Genomic DNA, 18,489 nt, shown 5'->3' with positions numbered 1-18,489 from the left:
CCAGACGAGGAGAGGCGGTGCGATGCGCACGGTGGGCGGCGTGGTGCGGGTGCTCGTCGAGTTCCTCGTGCTCTGGGGGTCGTCCGCGCTCGCGCTCATCGTGCTCGACCGCATCCTCGGCGGCATCACACTGGACCGGTCGAGCTTCACGGCGCTGCCGACGCTCCCGGCCGCGCTGGCGCTCGCATTGGTGTTCGGCCTGCTCAACGCAGCGCTGTGGCCGGTGATGATGCGGTTCATGTCGTGGATCGGCCCGGTGCTGCTGTTCGTCGGGGTGTTCTTCGCCGGCGGGGTGATCATGCTGTTGACGCTCTACCTGGTGCCGGTCGCGTCGGTGGATCAGATGAGCGATGCCTTCGTCCTCGCGGCGCTGCTCTCGCTGTTCACCTCCGTCGTCTCGGGCGCGATCGCGTCCCGCTCCGACACCGCGTACCGGCTGATGCAGGTGCGACGACAGCGGTTCCGGTTGCGTCGCAATGCCGCGCTCGTGGACGCGTCCCCGGGGCTGCTGTGCATCCAGATCGACGGCCTCGGATACGACGTGCTGCGTCGCGCGATCGCCGACGGCGTCACGCCCGGGCTGGCGAAGTTGGTGCGCGAAACCCACCGGTTGGTGCCGTGGCACACCGACTGGAGCAGTCAGACGGGTGCCACCCAGTTGGGCGTGCTGCACGGTTCCAATCACAACGTGCCCGCGTTCCGCTGGTACGACAAGACGACCGAGCGGATCTCGGTGTTCAGCAACCCCGCCGACAACGAAGAGCGTGAACTCGAACGATCCGACATCCCCGGCCTGCTGGCGCACGACGGTGCCAGCCGGGGCAACCTGTTCACCGGCGGCGCGCACGACAATGTGCTCGTCGTCAGCCGCATGCGCGGTGCCCGCCTCGGTGGCGGTGCCGGCTACAGCAGCTATTTCGCCGACCCGGCCAGCGCGTTGCGCACGTTCATCCGGATGTTCGCGGAACTGCAACGGGAACTACGCCAGTCACTGCGACAGAAGCGAAAGGACGTCCGGCCACGAGTGCCGCGCGGCGGGGTCTATCCCCTCGTGCGGGCGTTCGCGACCGTGCTCGCCACCGATGTGTCCGCCGCCGCGGTGGTCGGCGATCTGATCAGGGGACGCAGCGTCGTCTACGTCGACCTGATCGGCTACGACGAGGTGTCGCACCACTCCGGCATCTCCCGGCCCGAAACGCTCGCGGTGCTCGCCAAACTCGACGACGTCATCGAGATGCTGCTCGCCGTGGTGGATCAGGCCGATCGGACCTACCGCGTCGTCGTGCTGTCCGACCACGGGCAGAGTCAGGGCGCGACGTTCCTGCAGCGCTACGGGGAAACGTTGGGACAGTTGGTCGTCCGGCTTGCCGCGCGACGCGAACCGACCGAGGTGAAGCGGCACTGGTACGAGCGCGAATCCGACGTCTCCCCACAACCCGGGGCGGAGGGGCGCGGTTACGCCGCGGCCAGCGTGCACTCGCCGACCGCCGGCGAGGAGACGCATACCGCCGCGGGCGAGCCGATCGTGCTCGGCTCGGGCAACCTCGGCCTCGTCTACTTCCCCCAGTTACCCGGACGCGCCGACGTGAACGCGATCGAGGCCGCCCACCCCGGGCTGCTCACCGGGCTGCGCGAGCATCCCGGGATCGGCTTCCTGCTCGTTGCCGCCCCCGGCGGTTCGGTGGTGCTCGGCCCGCACGGGCAGATCGTCGTGACCACCGGCGAGGTCACCGGACAGAACCCGCTCGCGGCGATGGGCCCGGACGCGCTGGCGAAGATCCGGCGCACCGACACCTTCGACAACGTCGCCGACATCATGGTCGGCGGCGCGTACTGGCCTGAGACCGACGAGGTCGCGGCGTTCGAGGAGCAGGTCGGCTCGCACGGCGGCATGGGCGGACCGCAGAGCACCCCGTTTCTCGTCTACCCCGCCGACCTGCCCGCACCCCCCGACCCGTTGCACGGCGCCGAAGCTGTGCATCAGGTGCTCGTCGGCTGGCGAGATCTCGACCGAGCCGGGGCGGCCGTGACGAGGCAGGACGCGACCACCCGCGCGGACAACCCGTGACGACTCCTGCGCGCTGACGGATCCGCCCTCCCTCTCCGTGAGGGCCAGTCACCACCCCTAGTGTGATCTGTGATCTAATCTGGTGCCCTCGAAACTCGGTAGTTCGCCTCGTTCACCTCGTTCGCCTCGGTTCGACGACCGCGAAGGCCTACTTCGACAAGGAAACACTCGATGACGACGACACACGCCCTCGACGACGCCCCGCTGTCCGCATTTCACAAGCGACTGGCGTTCTCCGCTTCGGGCGGCCCCTTCCTCGACGGTTACGTGCTGTCGATCATCGGGGTCGCCATGGTCCATGTGTCCACCGAGTGGGGATTGACCACCGCCGCGCAGGGCGTGGTCGGGATCTCGTCGATGCTGGGCATCTTCGTCGGGGGCATCCTCGGCGGCCGGATCTCCGACCTGTTCGGTCGGAGAATCCCGTTCACGGTGACCGTCGGCTCGATCGCTGCCCTGTCACTTCTCCAGTTCTTCGTCGACGAGTTCGTCTGGCTGCTCGTGCTTCGGGTTCTCATCGGTGTGGCCATCGGGGCCGACTATCCGATCGCAACTTCGCTGTTGACCGAGTTCTCACCGAACAAGCATCGGGGGCGCGTCCTCGGTTTCTTCGTCGTCATGTGGTTCGTCGGTGCCGCCGCCGCGTACGTGTGCGGACAACTACTGACATCGCTCGGCGAAAACAACTGGCGCTGGATGCTCGTGAGCTCGGCGGCCCCAGCCGTACTCTTCCTGCTCGCCCGAGCCGGGACACCGGAATCCCCTCGATGGCTCGCCGGCAAGGGCCGGGCCGACCGTGCGAACGACGCCCTGCGGACAGCATTCGGACCCGATGTCACGGTCGCGGACCTTCCCGACGAGCAGGCGACGAACGCCGATCTTCGTGCCCTTCTGCGATCCGGATACGGCGGTCGATTGTTGTTCGTCACGGCGTACTGGACTGCCTCGATCGTTCCTCTCTTCGCTGTCTACGCATTCGCCCCGGTGATCCTCGACGGTCTCGGTTTCGGGGACAGCATGAGGCAGATCGGGTCCGCCGTCATCACTGTGACGTTCATGGTGGGATGCATTCTGGCTGCGTTCCTGGTGAACAAGATCGGGCGTCGCCCACTCATGATCCACAGCTTTCTGTGGTCGGCGTTCGCACTGTTGTTCCTCGGCCTGTTCCCGAACGCGTCGACCGTGACGGTCATGGTGTTGTTCCTCGCATACGCCATCTTCATCGGTGGGACTCAGATCATGCAGCAGGTCTATCCGAACGAGCTGTTCCCTACCGAAATTCGAAGCTCCGCCAACGGCCTGGCTACCTCGCTCACCCGAATCGGAGCTGCGATCGGCACCTATTTGGTGCCCGTCTCGCTCACGTCGCTGGGGATCGGGACGACCATGCTCCTCGGCGCCGCCATCACAGCTTTCGGTGTAGTGATCTCGGTTTTGTGGGCCCCGGAGACTCGGGGATTGTCGTTGTCCGAGAGTTCGGGGCTGTCCACCCCGCAACAGTCCTAGCCGGAACCCGTGCCCGTGCTCACGAACCGCCGCGACGGCATGCCGGCGCGGCGGCAGGAGTAGCTCCTGTCGCCGAGTCGGCTCGGCGCTCTGTTGTCGTGCGGTCAGGAGGCTCTCGGCCCGGCCCGGTTGTGGGCGGGGATGGGTTTCCGCTCCCAGTCGACCTGCCGCGGCGGAATGAACGTGGGATGCCGATCGGCCCCCATCTCGATCTCCCAATCACTGTGGTGCAGTAGTCGGTGGTGAAATCCGCAGAGCAGCACGAGGTTACCCATATCGGATGGCCCACCGTCGGACCAGTGGACGATATGGTGTCCTTCGCACCAGGACGGTGGCGCACCGCATCCGGGGAACGCGCATCCGCGATCCCTCGCGACCAACGCTTTTCGCTGTCTCTTGGTCACGGTTCGGGTGGAGATGCCGAGGTCGAGTGGCGCCCCGTCGTCGTCGAGCACGATCGGCGTATAGATCGAATCGCAACTCAGGAGGCGGGCCGTCTTGATACTCAGCGGTCCCATCCATTCCGTCCACGCCACCCCGTCGACCGCGAACAGTCCACCGTCGGTCGCTGCGGCGGCACTCTCCTCGCCTCGCCCACCGCTGTTCGTGTGTTCGGCGAGATCCCGAATGTTCACGTGGAGTGAGACGTGCGGCCGTTCGCCGCCTTCCTCACCGGCGACGCCGGAGTCGAGGTAGCGGCGCAGCAATTCGGCAAACCCGTCGGCCCGCCGCTGTCCGGGGGTGCGACTGTCCTTGGTTCCGTCCTGCGCGGGCCGCGGCTTGGACAGGCCGGAGAGAGCGGAAAGCAGCATTTCGCCGGTCACCGCATCCAGATCGCCCTTCACCGCGACGCGCCCGTTGAGCGTCTTCGAGGCATGAAATTCGTTGAGATCGGTGTCTTCGCTGGGTGGCGGGTCGTCGGATTCGAAGGCGCGTTCCAGCCGTGCGATCACGGCGCGCACCGCGTCCGAATTGGCAGACGGTCCGGATGCGGCAAGCAGCAATGCATTTCGGCACGAATCGAGCGCCTCGACCGGCATCCCCTTGGGTGGCCTCTCACAGAACTTCATGACGAGCGCGGCGTGCTCCGCCGAGATGTGGGTGCCATAGAATTCTTCCGCGATCTCCGGCTGGAGCCGCAAACCTCTGCCCAGCATCACGATTCGCCCCGCCGCTCCCACCTCGAGCAACGTCTTGGAGGCCAGCCACATCTTGGCGTTCCGGAATCCCAGCACATCGACCGTGCAGCGGCGGTCGACCGCACCCATGAGTTTGACCCGCAGCGCCTCGAGCTTCTGAATCTCGTCCGAGACACGAACGACCGAGTCGAGCAACTCAGCCTCCGCAAGACGCCACGCGTCACCGACCGCGGTCGCCAGAATCTCGTCCGACAATGCCCCCTGGATATCCTCCCCGATCCCCATGCGCTAATTTTAGTTCGAACATCAGTTCGAGTCAATGACGAATGTCAATGACGAATATGGTCACGCCCGGCCCCATCCGCAATCGTGACGGCGCCGAATACCTGCCGTGGGAATGCGGACCGACGGGACCGACGACGGTGCACAGCTGGGCGGTCGCCTGCTGACTTTGGTGGGCGAACGAGACTTCCACGCGCTCGCCCCCGCAATCTCGCAGATCGCGCACGACGGAAGCGACCGATCGGCGTTCACCGCGGTGGTGACGTGGATGGTCACCACCATCGCCGACCTCATCGCGGACCCTACCGCCAGCGTCGACGACGCCGTCGACAGTTTCATCAGCGTCGTCCCCGTCGTGCACGACACCACCGAATTCGACGAGGAACTGCCCCCGCCGGCCGAGTGGTTGTTCACCGCCGTCGTGCGGCACCTGCAGAGCAGGCACCGCACCGGATCCATCCTCCCGCCGCCGGCACCGGCCGACTCCGCCCTCACCCGCACGCAGGCCCTCGTCGAAGCATTGCTGTGGCTCGACGCACTCCTCGATCGCGGTCACGGCTTTGCAGGCGAGCTCGGGTAGTGGCGTACCGATGTGACCCTGCCGGGTCGGACGCGCTCTCGTGGTGACGGCCGTCTCAATTCGGAATAGGCCCCACCATATGCCCGTTGCCCCAGTGGATCCCGAACGCGCGCGGCGACCCGGAATGCGGGCCCGCGACAACAACCTAGAGAAAGTACTCATGCCTGTGAATCTCTTCTCCCCCTTGACAGTCGGCGAACTGGAGCTGCCCAACCGGGTCGTGATGGCACCCCTGACCCGCGTTCGATCGGGGCGTGACGGCGTGCCCGGACCGCTGGTGGTGGAGCACTACCGGCAGCGCGCATCCCTCGGCCTGATCGTCGGCGAAGGCACATATCCCAGCCTCGCCGGCCAGGGCTTCCCCGGCCAGCCGGGGCTGGTGACACCCGAGCAGGTCGCCGGGTGGGCGAACGTCGCCGAGGCGGTCCATGCGGCCGGCGGGCGAATCGTCGCGCAGGTCATGCATGCCGGTCGTGTCACCCACGAGGGAACCACCGGCGGCCACGAGGTCGTCGCCCCCAGCGCGATCGCCATCGAGGGTGAGACCCGCACCTACGACGGGAAGGAGCCGTACCCGGTCCCGCGCGCCCTGCGGACCGAAGAGATTTCCGCCGTCGTCGAGGAGTTCGTCCAGGCGTCGAGGAACGCGGTCGAGGCCGGACTGGACGGCGTCGAGATCCACGCCGCCAACGGCTACCTGCTGCACGAGTTCCTGTCGCCGGCGTCCAACCAGCGCGAAGACGCATACGGCGGCTCTCCCGCGAACCGGGCGCGCGTCGTGATCGAGGTGGTCCGGGCCGTTGCCGACGCGATCGGCGCAGGCCGGGTGGGTATCCGCATTTCGCCAGAACACAACATCCAAGACGCCCTTGAATCGGATCCCGACGACGTTCGCGCCACCTACGGCGCACTCGTCGATGCGATCGCGCCGCTGAAGCCGGCCTATCTGAGCATTCTGCACAAGGACCCGGCCGGTCCCCTCGTGCAGGACCTGCGGACGCGCTTCGGCGGTCCCACACTGGTCAACAGCGGTTTCTCGGCCGTCACCACCCGGGACGAAGCTCTGACGCTGCTCGATGACGGCCACGCCGACGCCGTCGTCGTCGGACGACCCGCCATCGCGAACCCCGACCTGGTGCGGCGCTGGCAGGAAGACCTGCCGCTCAACACGCCGGATCCGCTCACCTTCTACTCCGAGGGCGCGAAGGGGTACACCGATTACCCGGTGTTGCAGCGCTGACCACGCCTGACGCGACCCCGTGTCGCATATGTCGGTCCCGACCCGTACGGTGAGTCGCAGTTGAGTACACAGCTACCGAGTTCACGGGACGTCCGACGTGTCCGTGCTCCGTTCTGGCGTCGCGCTCGCGCACAGTGCGCGAGGACGCCCCTTCAATTCGAACTTCTCGTGATCTGCCGGAAGTGTGTTCTTCCGGACCATCGATCTCCGGGGTGCCTGCATGACGAAGACCGCGGGCGGCGCGACGGTCACAACAGTCGAAAGGCACCGTTCATGCCACTCACCGAGCAGCACACCACCCGTTACGCCGACGCCCTGATGACCCTCGCGCTGGCGGCTCGCCGGCCGGCGAGCGTCGTCAACACCGGCATCGGATATGCCGTCAGGGTCGATTTCGAGCACAGCATCCATTTGCTGGCCACCAATGCGCCGGGGGATCTCAGCTCCGATCCCGACGCTCAGCACCCGTGGACCGTGCGTTTCGTTCAGAGGCAGGCGGACGGCGCGGACACCCAGTTGGTCGAGGTGACCGGGGAGTGGCTCGCCGACGCCTTCGACCGCGCCCTCGCGGCCCTGCCGATCCCCGGAATCGGCGACGACCCCGAGACGGAACTCTCGTCACCGGCCGGCTGCGTAGCGCCGACCCCCTCCGGGTAGGCGGTCCGCGAGCCTGCCCAATCGCTCGACCGCGGGCAGTGCGTGCGCGATCTTCTCCGCATCACGGGCGATGATCTCGGCGCTCTGGTCGATGCCCTTCGCGCTCGCGGCGAGGCCTTCGGCGGTCTCGGCGATCTGCTGGGCCGCGTCGAGCAGCTCGGACAGGTCGTCGAGCGCCGGTCCCAGGCGGTCGATCAGAACGCCGATCTGCTGGATCCGGAGCGCGACCGTCGTGACGACGCGTTCCCACTCGCGCAGTTCGCCGGCACCGTAGACGACGAGACGTTCCGGCCAGGTCAGCGGATTCGAGACGTGCTGCATGATCTTGATGTGGGACTCCCCTTCCGGTGCTCAGCGGCGATGCCTCCGAAGTGGGTCCAATCTATCTGTTACTTTCGGTTGCGTGCACGGCGCCGGGGTCGTGACCGGTGGCCGCGCGGGCATAGGAATGAATACTGGCGATCACCTCGCCGCGCGTGCGGCGTCCGGCCAGCACCTCCATCTGGTAGCCGTCCTCCATGGCCACGAAGTTGGCGGCGAGTAGGCGCGGCGGGTCGGTGAGCACGAAATGGCCCTGAGCCTGTCCGAGAACGAGAATGCCGGAGTAGACGGCGATTTGGCGCTCGGTGAGGGAACTGTCCAGGGCGGCCGCCTTGGCGTCGCGTAGAGTTCTCGGCCAGCACTCGAACAGGAGGCGGACCAGTTCGTCGTCCGGTCCGCCGGCAACGCCGTGGTCGATGCAGGCCCGGAGGCGGTCGCGCGCGTCGGGGAATTGCTCGGCGACGCGTTCGCGCTCCTGACTGAAGCGCTCGATCGCCCGCTGATACGTGTCGTAGATGAGGGCATCCAGATCGCCGTAGTAGAGCACCGCGGCGGGGGTGACGCCGGCCTGCTCCGCGATGTCGCGAAGACGCACCCCCTCCAGGCCGCGCGCGAGTACCGCACGCTGGACGGCCTCGCCGAGTTCGGCCCGGCGGGCCCCCTGATCCTTCTTCCGTGCCACTGCCGTCGCCCCTGTTCGCCCTGATTCTTATATGGAGATTTAGAGAATACCTGCCCAGCTGTTGACAGGTAGATCACACTTCTCTTAAATTTCTATTTAACGAATTCATCGCGAGCTCAGGAGCCACCGTGCCAACCAATCCCATTGACGCCGAGACCAGCCTCGACCCACCACCAACCCCCACCGGGAAGGGACTCCGCGGAGGCTCCGTCGGCCTGCTCGCCGCGGTCGCGCTCGGCCTGTCCTCGGTCGCGCCGGCCTACAGCATCGCGGTCACCCTCGGCTTCGTGACGATGGTCGTCGGCAACCTCGCGCCCGCCGCCCTGCTTCTCGGTTTCGTGCCGATCCTCCTCACGGCGTTCGCCTTTCGTGAGCTGAACCGGGAGATGCCGGACTGCGGCACCACCTTCGTCTGGACCACGCGCGCGTTCGGGCCGCACACGGGGTGGCTGTCCGGCGGGTGGGTGGTGCAGATCGCCACTCTCATCGCGATGACGGCACTCGCCCGCGTCGGAGCCGGCTACCTCCTGGCCCTGCTGGGCCTGGACTCGTTGGCGTCCAACGGTTTCGCCGTCGTCGTCACGGCCGTCCTGCTCGTCGCCGCGGTCACCACGATCGCCTACCGCGGTCTGCAACTCGCCGCGTCCGTCCAATACGTCCTGCTGGGATTGCAGTTGATCGCCCTGTTCGGTTTCGGTGCCGCGGCATTCGCCCGCGGCGGGGCCTCCGCGCCGAGCCTGTCCTGGCTCAACCCGCTGGCGTTCGGCGGTTTCGGACCGTTCGCCGAGGCCGTGTTGCTGTGCCTGTTCATCTACTGGGGCTGGGACGCGCTGATCACCGTCAACGAGGAGACCCGCGACAGCGATCGCATCCCCGGCCAGGCCGCGGTGATCTCCACCGTCGTCCTGCTGGGGACATACCTCTTCACAGGCTTCGCCGCGATCAGCTTCGCCGGCACCGGCACCGACGGGCTCGGCCTGAGCAACGCCGACAACGCCGCCGACATCCTCGCCACGCTGGCGCCGCCGGTGCTCGGCACGGGACTGTCGAAGGTCGTCGAACTCGCCATCTGCGTGTCCGCGATTTCCGCGCTGCTCACCTGCGTGATCGGTGGCTCGCGGGCTACCCTCTCCATGGGGGCGCACGGCGCGCTCCCCCGGGCCTTCACCCGGATCCACCCCACCTACCGCACGCCCGCGTTCGGCACCCTGTTCTTCGGCGCGGCCGCCGCCGTGCTGCTCACCGGGCTCACTCTCGTGTCGGACAATTTCCTCGGCGACGCGATCCTGTCGATCGGCCTGCTGATCGCCTTCTATTACGGCGTCACCGGCCTCGCCTGCGTGTGGTACTTCCGCCACCGGTTGAACGATTCGCCGCGCGACCTGTTCCTCCGGGGCATCCTGCCCGCACTGGGCGCGGCGATCATGCTCGCCGCGTTCGCACGCAGCGCCCACGACATGCTCGACCCGGACTACGGGGCCACCTCGTTCCACGGCATCGGCGGAGTGTTCCTGCTCGGTGTCGGTTCGATCGCCGTCGGCGCCGTGGTGATGGCGCTCGCCCGCACCCGCTTCCGCCGCTTCTTCCGGGACGGCCGCACCGCCGTCACCGAACTGACCGTCACAGAGGACTGAACCATGCGCACACTGACCATCGCCGCGATCCAGACCGCCCCGATCCCGTTCGACGTAGAGGCCACCTGGCAGCGGTTCGCCGACCAGGTCCGCGCCGTACGCGACACGTTCCCCCACGTCGAACTCGTCGTGGTCCCCGAACTCATGCTCGCCGCCGAGGCGCCGCTCCTGCAGGCCCGCGCCGACTGGATGGAGGAGGTGGCGCGGCCGCTCACCGGCCCGCACATCGACCGGATCTGTTCACTCGCCGTGGAGACCGGGCTGTGGCTCGTCCCGGGAAGCCTCTACGAGCGAGACGACGACAAAATCTACAACACCGCCGTCGCCGTGTCGCCGCTCGGCGAGGTCGTGGCCCGCTACCGCAAGATCTTCCCGTGGCAGCCGTACGAACAGACGTCCCCCGGCAGCGAGTTCGTGGTCTTCGACATTCCCGGCACCGGCCGGATCGGTCTCGCCATCTGCTACGATGGCTCTTTCCCCGAAACCGCCCGTCAACTGGCGTGGCTCGGCGCGGACGTCATCATCCAGCCCACCCTCACCACCACCCGTGACCGCGAGATGGAACTCGTCTGCTCCCGGGCCAACGCCTGGACCAACCAGGTCTACGTCGTCAACGTCAACGGCGCCGACCCTGCCGGTGTCGGTGCCAGCGTCGTCGTCGACCCCGAGGGCGTCATCCGCCAGCAGGCGGGGTCGGGCGAAGAAGTCCTCGTCGACACACTCGACCTCGACGCGGTGACCCGGGTCCGCGCCTACGGCACGTTCGGCCTCAACCGTCCGTGGGATCAGCTCGCGCGGCACGGCGCACAGATACACCTCCCGATGTACGGCGCGGCCATTCGGACGCCGGCGTGGCACGGCGACACAGTCGCGACCCCGGCGTCTCCCGCCCACTGACGGCTTGCCGGGAGGGGTGGTTGTCGAGAGACCCACCCCTTCCGTGGCCGGACCTGGATAATTGCCAGAGTGAGGCCCCTCGCGTCTTCGTCCGTCGATACGGTCCTGCAGGACTATCAGCCGCGCATCCTGCGCCGCTACCTGTGGATCACGTCTGCGGTGCACGTCGCAGGCTTCGTCTTGCCTCCCATGGTCGGTCTGTCGATCCGGCCGGAGACCGCCGCCGCCCGCAGCGCGGGGGTTCTTCTCGGACTGTTCGCACTCGTCGTGCTGTACCGGGCCGGGCGCAGACCGAGTCGCCGTGCGTACCAGGTCAGCACCGCGGCCGCCCTGCTCGCAACGCCCGTCGTGATGTCCGGACTCGTCCTCGCCGTCGCCCAACTGCTCTGTGCGATCGCCGCGATGTTTCTCGCGATGTACTTCGTCGTGTTCTACCCGAAAATCCAGGCGAGGCTCCTCGTCGGCGCGCTCACCGCGTTGATGGTGGTCGGCGTGGCCGTCGCGCCCACCGCCTTCACCCTGGTGCCGGTCGAGGTGAACACGGTGACGGTGAAGGCCGCCGTTCTCGTCGTGGGTGTGGCGTGTGTGCTCGGCGCCGCCGAGATGTTCGGATCCCTGACCCGGACCCTGATCGAGTCGGCCAGCACCGACGCGCTGACGGCCCTGCTCAATCGCGCCGGTTTCGAACTCGCGTTCCGGCACGCGCTCGAAGGAGCGGGATCGGGGCCGATCTCCGTGACGTTGGCGCTCATCGACGTCGACCAGTTCAAGTCGACGAACGATCAGTTCGGTCACGCCGCCGGTGACGCCGTGCTGGTCGACCTGGCCCACTACCTCTCCGCGAGCATGCCCCGCGGCGGCCTGCTCGCCCGCGTCGGCGGCGACGAGTTCGTCGCCTGCGTGGTCGGCGAACACCACGCCGAATTACCCACCGTGGTCGCGCGACTCGCCCGGCGCAGCCCGACCCCGTTCAGCTTCGGGACCGCGTCGTGCACCGGTGATCCCGACCCGCTCACCACGCTGTACCGGCGCGCCGACCGCGCGCTGTACGCGGCGAAGCAGAGACACCGGCCACCCGAACCGCCTGCCGACGACCCCTGGTTGCGGACGCGGTGGAACGCCTGACCGAGCCGCCACTCATCACGAACAGTCAATAGTCGCGACGTCGAACCCGTAGCATCCCTACCATGTTGAGCCTGGATCGTCTCCGCGCGTTGTGCGCGGTCGCCGAACACGGATCGATCGGAGCGGCCGCCCGGGCGCTGCACGTCACGCCGTCCGGGGTCTCGCAGCAACTCGGCAAATTCGAGCGGGAGGTCGGCGTCCCGCTCCTGCTGCCCGCGGGCCGCGGCGTTCAGCTCACCGACGCGGGCCGGCTCCTGGCACGGCGCGGGCAGGAGGTGATATCACTCCTGGCACGGGCCGAATCCGAGGTCGTCTCACTCGATCGCGACGTGGTGGGCGAACTCAGGGTCGGATCCTTCTCCTCCGCGGGCCGGGTGGTCGTGCCCACCGCCGTGGCGACGCTGCGCAGGCGGCACCCGCAGCTCCGGGTCAGCTTCATCGTCGGCGAGACCGAGGAACTCATCCCGGCGATCGTCCGCCGCGAACTCGACCTCGCCATCGTCGACAGCTGGGTCACCATGCCGCTGCAACTCCCCGAGGACGCGGTTCACACCCTGGTGCACCGGGACGCCGCCGACGTCGCGCTGCCCCGGGACCATCCGCTGGCCTCCCGCGAACACGTCGATCTCGACGAGATCGCGGACATGCCGTGGACCACCTGGAAGACGGGCGCGGTCTTCCACACCTGGCTGGTGCAGACGCTGCGCAACCGCGGCATCGAACCACAGATCAGATACGAGGTCCCCGAATTCGCGGCCCAGCTCCAGTTCGTCGCGCACGGTCTCGCCGCCGCCCTCGTGCCGCGGCTGGCACGGGTCTGGGTACCGGACGACGTGGCGATCGTCCAGGTCCGTCCGACGCTCGAACGCGAGATCTACGCCCTCCGCCGCGCCGACAACGACCGTCCCACGGTTCGCGCGGGAATCGACGCACTGACCGAGGCGTTCGCCGACATCGGAGCGTGACGCCTCCTTCCCGTCCGCCGTGGAAAACAAGGGGCCATAAGCCCTACACGTGCAGGCGTTTCGGTTGCACAATGGTGGTGGGCAATCACCGGAGGTGCGTGATGAGCCAGACGAGTGCAGCACCGATACGCCTGTGGCGACTGGGGCCGTGGAGCCGGAACCCGCTCATGCGCGGGTGCGACCGGCTGCAGTCCGTGATGGTCATCCTGGGTGTGTTGTTCGTCCTCATGATGGTGCCGCTCGCCGCCGCCTACGGAACCGCGACGTACAGCCGGCTCGATCAGCAGACGCAGGCCGAACTCGCCAGCCGGCACGCGGTGCCCGCGACGCTCGTCGAGGATTCGCACAACGGAAACGCAAGCGAACCGTTGCCCGCCTCACCCCAGTATCAGGATCATGCGAAGGTGCAATGGTCGGTGGACGGGGTCACGCACACCGCCGACGTTCCGACCGCGGCGGGCACGAAGTCGGGTCAGACCGTCACCGTCTGGCTGGACCCCAGCGGCAGCGTCGTCGCCGCACCGGAGACCGGTTCGCAGAACGCCGCCACCGCGGTGAGCGTCGCGTGCGGGATCTGGGTGACGGCGGCCGGCGGCTACAGTCTCCTGTTCTTGATCGTCCATCTGATGGCCGCCCGCCACCACCAGGCTCAGTTGACCCGCGAATGGAACGAACTCGACCGGCCACCCGGGTGGCACGTCAGCTGACGACGGCTACCGTCCCGGCGCGCCCATCGGCGGCTGTCCGCCGCCCCCGCCCGGACCGCTCGGCGCGGACTGCGTGTTCGCCGACTTCTCGGCGACGCCGACGGTGATCGAGATCGTCATCCCGCTCGCCGGTTCACCCGACACGGTCGCCAACTCGGCGTCCCAGCCGTCACCGAACACGTTGTCGGAATCCAGGGACACCTGCGACAGGTTGCGGACGCTGTTCGCGTAGCCACTGTCGTAGGCGAAGACGGTGGCGCACGCGTCCTGCGGCACGGCGATCTGCGACGTCAAGCGGGCGTCCTCACCGGCGACCGCGGATTCCAGCGAGTCGAACACCTCGAAGTGAATGTGCGGCCACCGCCCCGAATAGCAGGCCGGGAAGATCGACGTGAACGACACCGTGCCGGCGGAGTCGGCCACTTGGACGCCGCGCAGGTAGTTCTGCTCGGTGACGCCCTGGCCGTACATCGAGTACTCGCCGTCCCGGTTGCAGTGCCACACGTAGACGGCCATGCCCTCACCGGCGGCGCAGTCCTTCGTCAGGTCCTGCAGCGTCAGTTCGATCGTCGTCGCGACGCCCTCCGCCGTCCCGGAGTACGCGCCGAAGCTGCTCCGGATGTCCTGCCGGACGATGCCCGACTCGATCAGAACGTTCGGGCCGTTGGACCCGTCGCCGGGATACGGTCCCGCCGTTTCCTGCGGCGCCGCGGCCACGCACGTGCCGTCGCTCACCGTCTTCGCGGTGGCCGCCGCTGCCGCCTCGGTCGTCGACGACGAGGCCGCCGTGGACCCGGCGGTCGAGCAGGCGGCGAGCGCGGTGGCACCCGCCGCGCCGAATACGAACAGTGCTCGGCGGCGCGACAGCATCGACTTCAGGTCGTGGCTGAGACCGCGGTCGTGCTCGTGTACGTCGTCGGTACGGTGACGCGGGCTGTTCGTCATGAGTTCTCTCCAGGGCTCTTCCGGTGTTGCGTCCATACAAACGGTCGCCGGTGCGAGGACCCTGGAGAGTGGCTGTGGAGTCGCTGTGAGAGAAACTCTCACACCGATCCGGCATCAGCTGTGCCGGAACGCGTCTCGGTGTCGGAAAGTGTCGCGGTGCCGGAGTCGTGCGCGAAGGCGATACCGAGGGCAGCGAGCAGCATCCGGCAATCGTCGGCGTCGATCGAGTGATGGGCGACGGTCCGTCGAGCCTTACGGACGGACTCTTCGTCGAGGTCCCGTTCGCTCTCGAAGATAGAAGCATCCCTGTCGGACATGGCTCCCACCTTTCGTCGGGATTACCTGGATAACCCGAAGTGAGTCCGCCGAAACCGCCGCGCAGCGGCGGTGAGAATCAGCGACTGTAGGTCGCGAACAGCCTGCTGAGGCTCTCGTCCCAGTACTGCTGGCGGCGACGTTCGACCGCGCGAGCGCACAGCGCCCACACCGCACCGAGCAGCAGCGCACCCGCGCCGAGCGAGACGAGCACTCCCGCGACAGCGGAGCTCACGACGTCGGAGGTGGTGATCCGCGGACCGGCCCAGTTTCCGTCCGCATCGACGACGATGCGCTTCTCGGTCCCCGCCGGCGTACCGGACGGCACCTCGATGGTCTCGGTGTGGACCTCGGACTGCCACATCCACGTCGACTCCACCACCGGAGTGGTCCGGACGGACCCGCGGGGCGACATCGTGATCGGGGCATCGGCGCTGGTGACAGCCTCGACGACGGTCGTGGTGGCATGTTGCTGCGCGACCCGCTGGCCGGCTTCCTGCCACTGCCAGGTGCCGACCACACCGGCGAGCACGATCAGGATGCCCGCGCACGTGACGACGACGGTTCGCAGCGTGGCCGCGAAGCGGTCGACCGGTCGCGCGAACGGGTTGGACGGTCGACCCGACACCGAGTACGTCACGGTTGCCTTCGAGCGACCCAACACCATTCACCTCATTATTTCGTTCACGTTAAAAGTCTGCATCAACAGTGTCACCGCTGATCAGGCCGCAGGGAAACCCAAAACGGCAAACTTGACGAGTCTCACACTCGTGCGACACGCCCGGGAACGAAGGTCGGCGGGCCGGACCCGTGGCTCGCGTCACCCGGCGATTCGCGCGTGCATCTCCCAGACGATGATCTCGGCGCCGGTGTCGGTGGTCAGCTGCTGACCGCCGCCACCGCTGAGCCGGACGGCGTCACCCTCGGCGAGGAGGCCGACCCCTTCCATCGACGCTTCGCCGCGCGCGACGAACACGTGCAGGAACGGGGCGTCGGGCAGGGTGATCGGCGCCTGCCCCGGCTGCAGGCGGGCGACATGCATTGCGGCGTACTTGTTCTTGATCCGGATCGCCGAGTGGTCGGCGTGGTCGGGGATGCCCGACGCGACGGGAACGAGGCCCCCGGCGAGCAATTCGTGGTCGATTTCCAATTGCTCGTAGCCGGGGGTGATGCCGGCTTCGTCGGGCACGACCCACATCTGGATGAAGTGGACCGGATCGCTGTGCTCGTCCGCGTGCTCACCGGTGACACCGTCCAGTCGCCACGAGTCGTTCTTCTCCGAGTGCAGGATTCCGGTTCCCGCGCTCATGCGCTGGGCCAGTCCCGGGTAGATGACGCCGGAGTGACCCATCGAGTCCTGGTGCACCAGCGAACCCTGGAGCACCCAGGTGACGATCTCCATGTCCTGGTGGGGGTGGGTGTCGAATCCCCGCCCCGGGACGACGATGTCGTCGTTGTTGACCATGAGCACCCCGTGGTGGGTGTTGGCCGGGTCGTAGTGGTTGCTGAACGAGAACGAATGCTTGGAATCGAGCCAGCCCGCCCGGGTCTTGAAGCGGTCGTCGGCCCGGCGGACGTCGACGCGGGGAGCCGTGGTGGCAGCAGTCATGAGTGAAGCCTTTCCAGGGAGGTCACAGAACGTGTGAGCCGTACATTTCGCCGAGTGGGTCGGCGATGAGTTCGAGGCGGGCGCCGTCGGGGTCGCGGAAGTACATCGACACCTCACTGTGTTCGATCAGGTCGACGCCGGCGTCGACCAGCTTCGTGCGCAGGTGATTCCACCGCTCGGGTTCGACGCTGATCGCGATGTGGTGGAGGCCCCCGAGCACTTCCTGGTACGGGCCGACGTCGAGACCCGGGAAATCGAAGAATGCCAGCAGGTTGCCGTTGCCGATGTCGAAGAAGAAATGCGAAGACCCGGGGTAGTCCCGGTTCTCGATCAGTTCGGTCAGCGGGAACTCGAGCAAATCCTGGTAGAACCGGACGGTGCGCTCGACGTCACTGCTGACGAGCGCCGTGTGATGGAGTCCGCGGGCCGACGAAGCGGGCCTCGACGACACCGGCTTCAGATGCTCGGCGCGGATCCGGTCGCGCTGCTCCGCGAACCTCTGCGAACGCTCCTGCTCGTCTGTGGTGCCCATGTGTCCTGCCCCTCTCCGCGGAGCGCAGTAATTGCGCTTTCAACTAACTCCAGATTACACCAAGTCGTTGCGCTGTCAACTACTTGGGCTATGCTGATCCCGTGGAACCGACCCGATGGCTCAGCGCCGAAGAACAGAACACCTGGCGTGCCTACCTGGACGCCACGCGCCTGCTCCTACAGGCACTCGATCGACAGCTCACCCGCGATGCCGGCATCTCGTTCACGGACTTCGAACTCCTGGTGGTGCTGTCGGAGGCGCCCCGTCGTCGGCTGCGAATGCGTGAACTCGCCGACGCGGTGACGACCACCCGCAGCGGCGTGACCCGGGCCATCAGCCGCCTGGTCGATGCCGGCTGCGTGCGGCGCGTCGAGTGCGAGGACGACAAGCGCGGAACACTCGCCGAACTGACCGACGCCGGCGTCGAGACGCTCGCGGCCGCCAGCCCCGGACACGTGGCCGAGGTGCGCCGGAGCATGTTCGACCTGCTCAGCCCGCGCGACGTCGCCATCCTCGGCCACGACTTCAGCGAGATGCGCGCCCACCTGCTGGAAAACTCCTGAGCCACCCCCAGAGACGCCCACCGAAAGGCCCGTCATGAGCAGCACGTCAGCGGAGAACACCTACGTCCACATCGACAGGCAGATCCCCGCCGTCTACCAGGCGCAGATCGCCGTCGCCAAGGCCATCCGCCACGCGACCACCGAGGCCGGGATGGACCGGAAGTTCGTCGAGTTGATCAACGTGCGGGTGTCCCAGATCAACCGCTGCGCCTACTGCCTGGACGTCCACGTCGCCGCGGCGCTCGCTGCCGGCGAGTCACAGCAGCGCCTCGCGGTTCTGCCCGCCTGGCGGGAGACGACCCTCTTCTCCGACCGGGAGGTCGCGGCCCTCACGCTGGCCGAGTCGATCACCACGCTCCCGGACGCGCGCGCCCAGGAGGCCGATTACGCCTTCGCGCGGCGGTTCCTGTCCGAGCAGGACATTGCCACGGTGAGCTGGATCGCCGTCACCATGAACGCCTTCAATCGGATCTCCATCGTCAGCCGTCATCCGGTGCGGCCGAAGCCGTAACACCGCAGCTCTCCACCGTTCGTCAAGTTTTTAGTTGACTTCGCAACGACTTCGGTTTAACGTAGTAGTTGCAGATTCAATTATTTCATTGTTTCGAGTGTTCGTTCGCCAGCCCAAGGAGTTTTCATGACCACCGCCACCACCACCCTGCCCAACCTCACCGCCGGAACCTGGGCCATCGACTCGGTCCACTCCACCGTCGGCTTCTCCG

General features: G+C 67.4%; 20 protein-coding genes. 12 read left to right on the top strand and 8 right to left on the bottom strand.

Annotation, left to right across the window (positions count from 1 at the left end; all coding sequences use genetic code 11):
• The first annotated feature begins 22 nt into the window (after window positions 1-22).
• Together ACFTWF_RS40670 and ACFTWF_RS40665 are read left to right on the top strand one after the other, a co-directional pair.
• Entirely contained in the window at window positions 23-2,068 is a 2,046-nt protein-coding gene (locus tag ACFTWF_RS40670; RefSeq protein ID WP_378466742.1) for an alkaline phosphatase family protein, read from the top strand.
• A 171-nt stretch (window positions 2,069-2,239) separates the two neighbouring features.
• Window positions 2,240-3,574, top strand: coding sequence for an MFS transporter (locus tag ACFTWF_RS40665; protein WP_378466741.1), 1,335 nt, complete (start codon window positions 2,240-2,242; stop codon window positions 3,572-3,574).
• A 104-nt stretch (window positions 3,575-3,678) separates the two neighbouring features.
• Here ACFTWF_RS40665 and ACFTWF_RS40660 read toward each other — a convergent pair whose 3' ends face one another.
• A complete protein-coding gene (locus ACFTWF_RS40660; protein WP_378466740.1) occupies window positions 3,679-4,998 on the bottom strand; it encodes a DUF222 domain-containing protein in 1,320 nt (439 codons plus the stop codon).
• Between the two features lie 112 nt (window positions 4,999-5,110).
• Here ACFTWF_RS40660 and ACFTWF_RS40655 point away from each other — a divergent pair, with 112 nt between their 5' ends.
• The 3 genes from ACFTWF_RS40655 (at window position 5,111) to ACFTWF_RS40645 (ending at window position 7,472) form a co-directional block, all read left to right on the top strand.
• On the top strand, window positions 5,111-5,575 hold the full coding sequence (locus tag ACFTWF_RS40655) for a hypothetical protein (protein WP_378466779.1): 465 nt from the start codon (window positions 5,111-5,113) through the stop codon (window positions 5,573-5,575).
• A 166-nt stretch (window positions 5,576-5,741) separates the two neighbouring features.
• The gene (locus tag ACFTWF_RS40650) at window positions 5,742-6,815 is read left to right on the top strand and encodes an alkene reductase (RefSeq protein ID WP_378466778.1); all 1,074 of its coding nucleotides are present in this window, start codon (window positions 5,742-5,744) and stop codon (window positions 6,813-6,815) included.
• A 273-nt stretch (window positions 6,816-7,088) separates the two neighbouring features.
• Entirely contained in the window at window positions 7,089-7,472 is a 384-nt protein-coding gene (locus ACFTWF_RS40645; protein WP_378466739.1) for a hypothetical protein, read from the top strand.
• Here the strand turns inward: ACFTWF_RS40645 and ACFTWF_RS40640 are convergent.
• Together ACFTWF_RS40640 and ACFTWF_RS40635 are read right to left on the bottom strand one after the other, a co-directional pair.
• A complete protein-coding gene (locus ACFTWF_RS40640) occupies window positions 7,434-7,793 on the bottom strand; it encodes a hypothetical protein (protein ID WP_378466738.1) in 360 nt (119 codons plus the stop codon). The two genes, ACFTWF_RS40645 and ACFTWF_RS40640, sit on opposite strands and share 39 nt — an antisense overlap.
• Before the next feature lie 61 nt (window positions 7,794-7,854).
• On the bottom strand, window positions 7,855-8,475 hold the full coding sequence (locus tag ACFTWF_RS40635) for a TetR/AcrR family transcriptional regulator (RefSeq protein WP_378466737.1): 621 nt from the start codon (window positions 8,473-8,475) through the stop codon (window positions 7,855-7,857).
• Window positions 8,476-8,603: 128 nt separating this feature from the next.
• Here ACFTWF_RS40635 and ACFTWF_RS40630 point away from each other — a divergent pair, with 128 nt between their 5' ends.
• From ACFTWF_RS40630 to ACFTWF_RS40610, 5 genes are all read left to right on the top strand, one after another.
• Window positions 8,604-10,109, top strand: coding sequence for an APC family permease (locus tag ACFTWF_RS40630; RefSeq protein WP_378466736.1), 1,506 nt, complete (start codon window positions 8,604-8,606; stop codon window positions 10,107-10,109).
• A 3-nt stretch (window positions 10,110-10,112) separates the two neighbouring features.
• Entirely contained in the window at window positions 10,113-11,006 is an 894-nt protein-coding gene (locus ACFTWF_RS40625) for a carbon-nitrogen hydrolase family protein (RefSeq protein WP_378466735.1), read from the top strand.
• Between the two features lie 69 nt (window positions 11,007-11,075).
• A complete protein-coding gene (locus ACFTWF_RS40620) occupies window positions 11,076-12,131 on the top strand; it encodes a diguanylate cyclase domain-containing protein (protein WP_378466734.1) in 1,056 nt (351 codons plus the stop codon).
• 62 nt (window positions 12,132-12,193) lie between these two features.
• A complete protein-coding gene (locus tag ACFTWF_RS40615; protein ID WP_378466733.1) occupies window positions 12,194-13,096 on the top strand; it encodes a LysR family transcriptional regulator in 903 nt (300 codons plus the stop codon).
• Between the two features lie 101 nt (window positions 13,097-13,197).
• On the top strand, window positions 13,198-13,803 hold the full coding sequence (locus ACFTWF_RS40610) for a hypothetical protein (RefSeq protein ID WP_378466732.1): 606 nt from the start codon (window positions 13,198-13,200) through the stop codon (window positions 13,801-13,803).
• Window positions 13,804-13,809: 6 nt separating this feature from the next.
• Here the strand turns inward: ACFTWF_RS40610 and ACFTWF_RS40605 are convergent, their stop codons facing one another.
• The 5 genes from ACFTWF_RS40605 to ACFTWF_RS40585 all read right to left on the bottom strand — a co-directional run bounded on the left by ACFTWF_RS40605 (window position 13,810) and on the right by ACFTWF_RS40585 (window position 17,204).
• Window positions 13,810-14,748 (bottom strand): dioxygenase, encoded by a 939-nt coding sequence (locus ACFTWF_RS40605; RefSeq protein WP_378466731.1) that lies wholly within the window; start codon window positions 14,746-14,748, stop codon window positions 13,810-13,812.
• Window positions 14,749-14,846: 98 nt separating this feature from the next.
• The gene (locus tag ACFTWF_RS40600; protein ID WP_378466730.1) at window positions 14,847-15,065 is read right to left on the bottom strand and encodes a hypothetical protein; all 219 of its coding nucleotides are present in this window, start codon (window positions 15,063-15,065) and stop codon (window positions 14,847-14,849) included.
• A 77-nt stretch (window positions 15,066-15,142) separates the two neighbouring features.
• Window positions 15,143-15,730: a hypothetical protein gene (locus ACFTWF_RS40595; RefSeq protein ID WP_378466729.1), complete on the bottom strand. Its 588-nt coding sequence runs from the start codon at window positions 15,728-15,730 to the stop codon at window positions 15,143-15,145.
• A 153-nt stretch (window positions 15,731-15,883) separates the two neighbouring features.
• Window positions 15,884-16,672, bottom strand: a complete 789-nt coding sequence (locus tag ACFTWF_RS40590; protein WP_378466728.1) for a pirin family protein — start codon at window positions 16,670-16,672, stop codon at window positions 15,884-15,886.
• A gap of 22 nt (window positions 16,673-16,694) precedes the next feature.
• Window positions 16,695-17,204 (bottom strand): VOC family protein, encoded by a 510-nt coding sequence (locus ACFTWF_RS40585; RefSeq protein WP_378466727.1) that lies wholly within the window; start codon window positions 17,202-17,204, stop codon window positions 16,695-16,697.
• A 101-nt stretch (window positions 17,205-17,305) separates the two neighbouring features.
• On the opposite strand from ACFTWF_RS40585, the gene ACFTWF_RS40580 reads away from it, so the two are divergent.
• Entirely contained in the window at window positions 17,306-17,767 is a 462-nt protein-coding gene (locus ACFTWF_RS40580; RefSeq protein WP_378466726.1) for a MarR family winged helix-turn-helix transcriptional regulator, read from the top strand.
• Between the two features lie 34 nt (window positions 17,768-17,801).
• Window positions 17,802-18,278: a carboxymuconolactone decarboxylase family protein gene (locus ACFTWF_RS40575; protein WP_378466725.1), complete on the top strand. Its 477-nt coding sequence runs from the start codon at window positions 17,802-17,804 to the stop codon at window positions 18,276-18,278.
• Window positions 18,279-18,489: the final 211 nt, after the last annotated feature.

It is taken from the genome of Rhodococcus sp. NPDC056960 (assembly GCF_042674125.1).
GTDB lineage: Bacteria > Actinomycetota > Actinomycetes > Mycobacteriales > Mycobacteriaceae > Rhodococcus_F.
This window is presented reverse-complemented; position numbering and strand designations above follow the sequence as displayed.

Coding starts and splice junctions, on each gene's coding strand:
- ACFTWF_RS40670 (WP_378466742.1), top strand. CDS start 23: ATGCGCACGGTGGGCGGCGTGGTGCGGGTGCTCGTCGAGTTCCTCGTG.
- ACFTWF_RS40665 (WP_378466741.1), top strand. CDS start 2,240: ATGACGACGACACACGCCCTCGACGACGCCCCGCTGTCCGCATTTCAC.
- ACFTWF_RS40660 (WP_378466740.1), bottom strand. CDS start 4,998: ATGGGGATCGGGGAGGATATCCAGGGGGCATTGTCGGACGAGATTCTG.
- ACFTWF_RS40655 (WP_378466779.1), top strand. CDS start 5,111: ATGCGGACCGACGGGACCGACGACGGTGCACAGCTGGGCGGTCGCCTG.
- ACFTWF_RS40645 (WP_378466739.1), top strand. CDS start 7,089: ATGCCACTCACCGAGCAGCACACCACCCGTTACGCCGACGCCCTGATG.
- ACFTWF_RS40640 (WP_378466738.1), bottom strand. CDS start 7,793: ATGCAGCACGTCTCGAATCCGCTGACCTGGCCGGAACGTCTCGTCGTC.
- ACFTWF_RS40625 (WP_378466735.1), top strand. CDS start 10,113: ATGCGCACACTGACCATCGCCGCGATCCAGACCGCCCCGATCCCGTTC.
- ACFTWF_RS40615 (WP_378466733.1), top strand. CDS start 12,194: ATGTTGAGCCTGGATCGTCTCCGCGCGTTGTGCGCGGTCGCCGAACAC.
- ACFTWF_RS40610 (WP_378466732.1), top strand. CDS start 13,198: ATGAGCCAGACGAGTGCAGCACCGATACGCCTGTGGCGACTGGGGCCG.
- ACFTWF_RS40605 (WP_378466731.1), bottom strand. CDS start 14,748: ATGACGAACAGCCCGCGTCACCGTACCGACGACGTACACGAGCACGAC.
- ACFTWF_RS40600 (WP_378466730.1), bottom strand. CDS start 15,065: ATGTCCGACAGGGATGCTTCTATCTTCGAGAGCGAACGGGACCTCGAC.
- ACFTWF_RS40595 (WP_378466729.1), bottom strand. CDS start 15,730: ATGGTGTTGGGTCGCTCGAAGGCAACCGTGACGTACTCGGTGTCGGGT.
- ACFTWF_RS40590 (WP_378466728.1), bottom strand. CDS start 16,672: ATGACTGCTGCCACCACGGCTCCCCGCGTCGACGTCCGCCGGGCCGAC.
- ACFTWF_RS40585 (WP_378466727.1), bottom strand. CDS start 17,204: ATGGGCACCACAGACGAGCAGGAGCGTTCGCAGAGGTTCGCGGAGCAG.
- ACFTWF_RS40575 (WP_378466725.1), top strand. CDS start 17,802: ATGAGCAGCACGTCAGCGGAGAACACCTACGTCCACATCGACAGGCAG.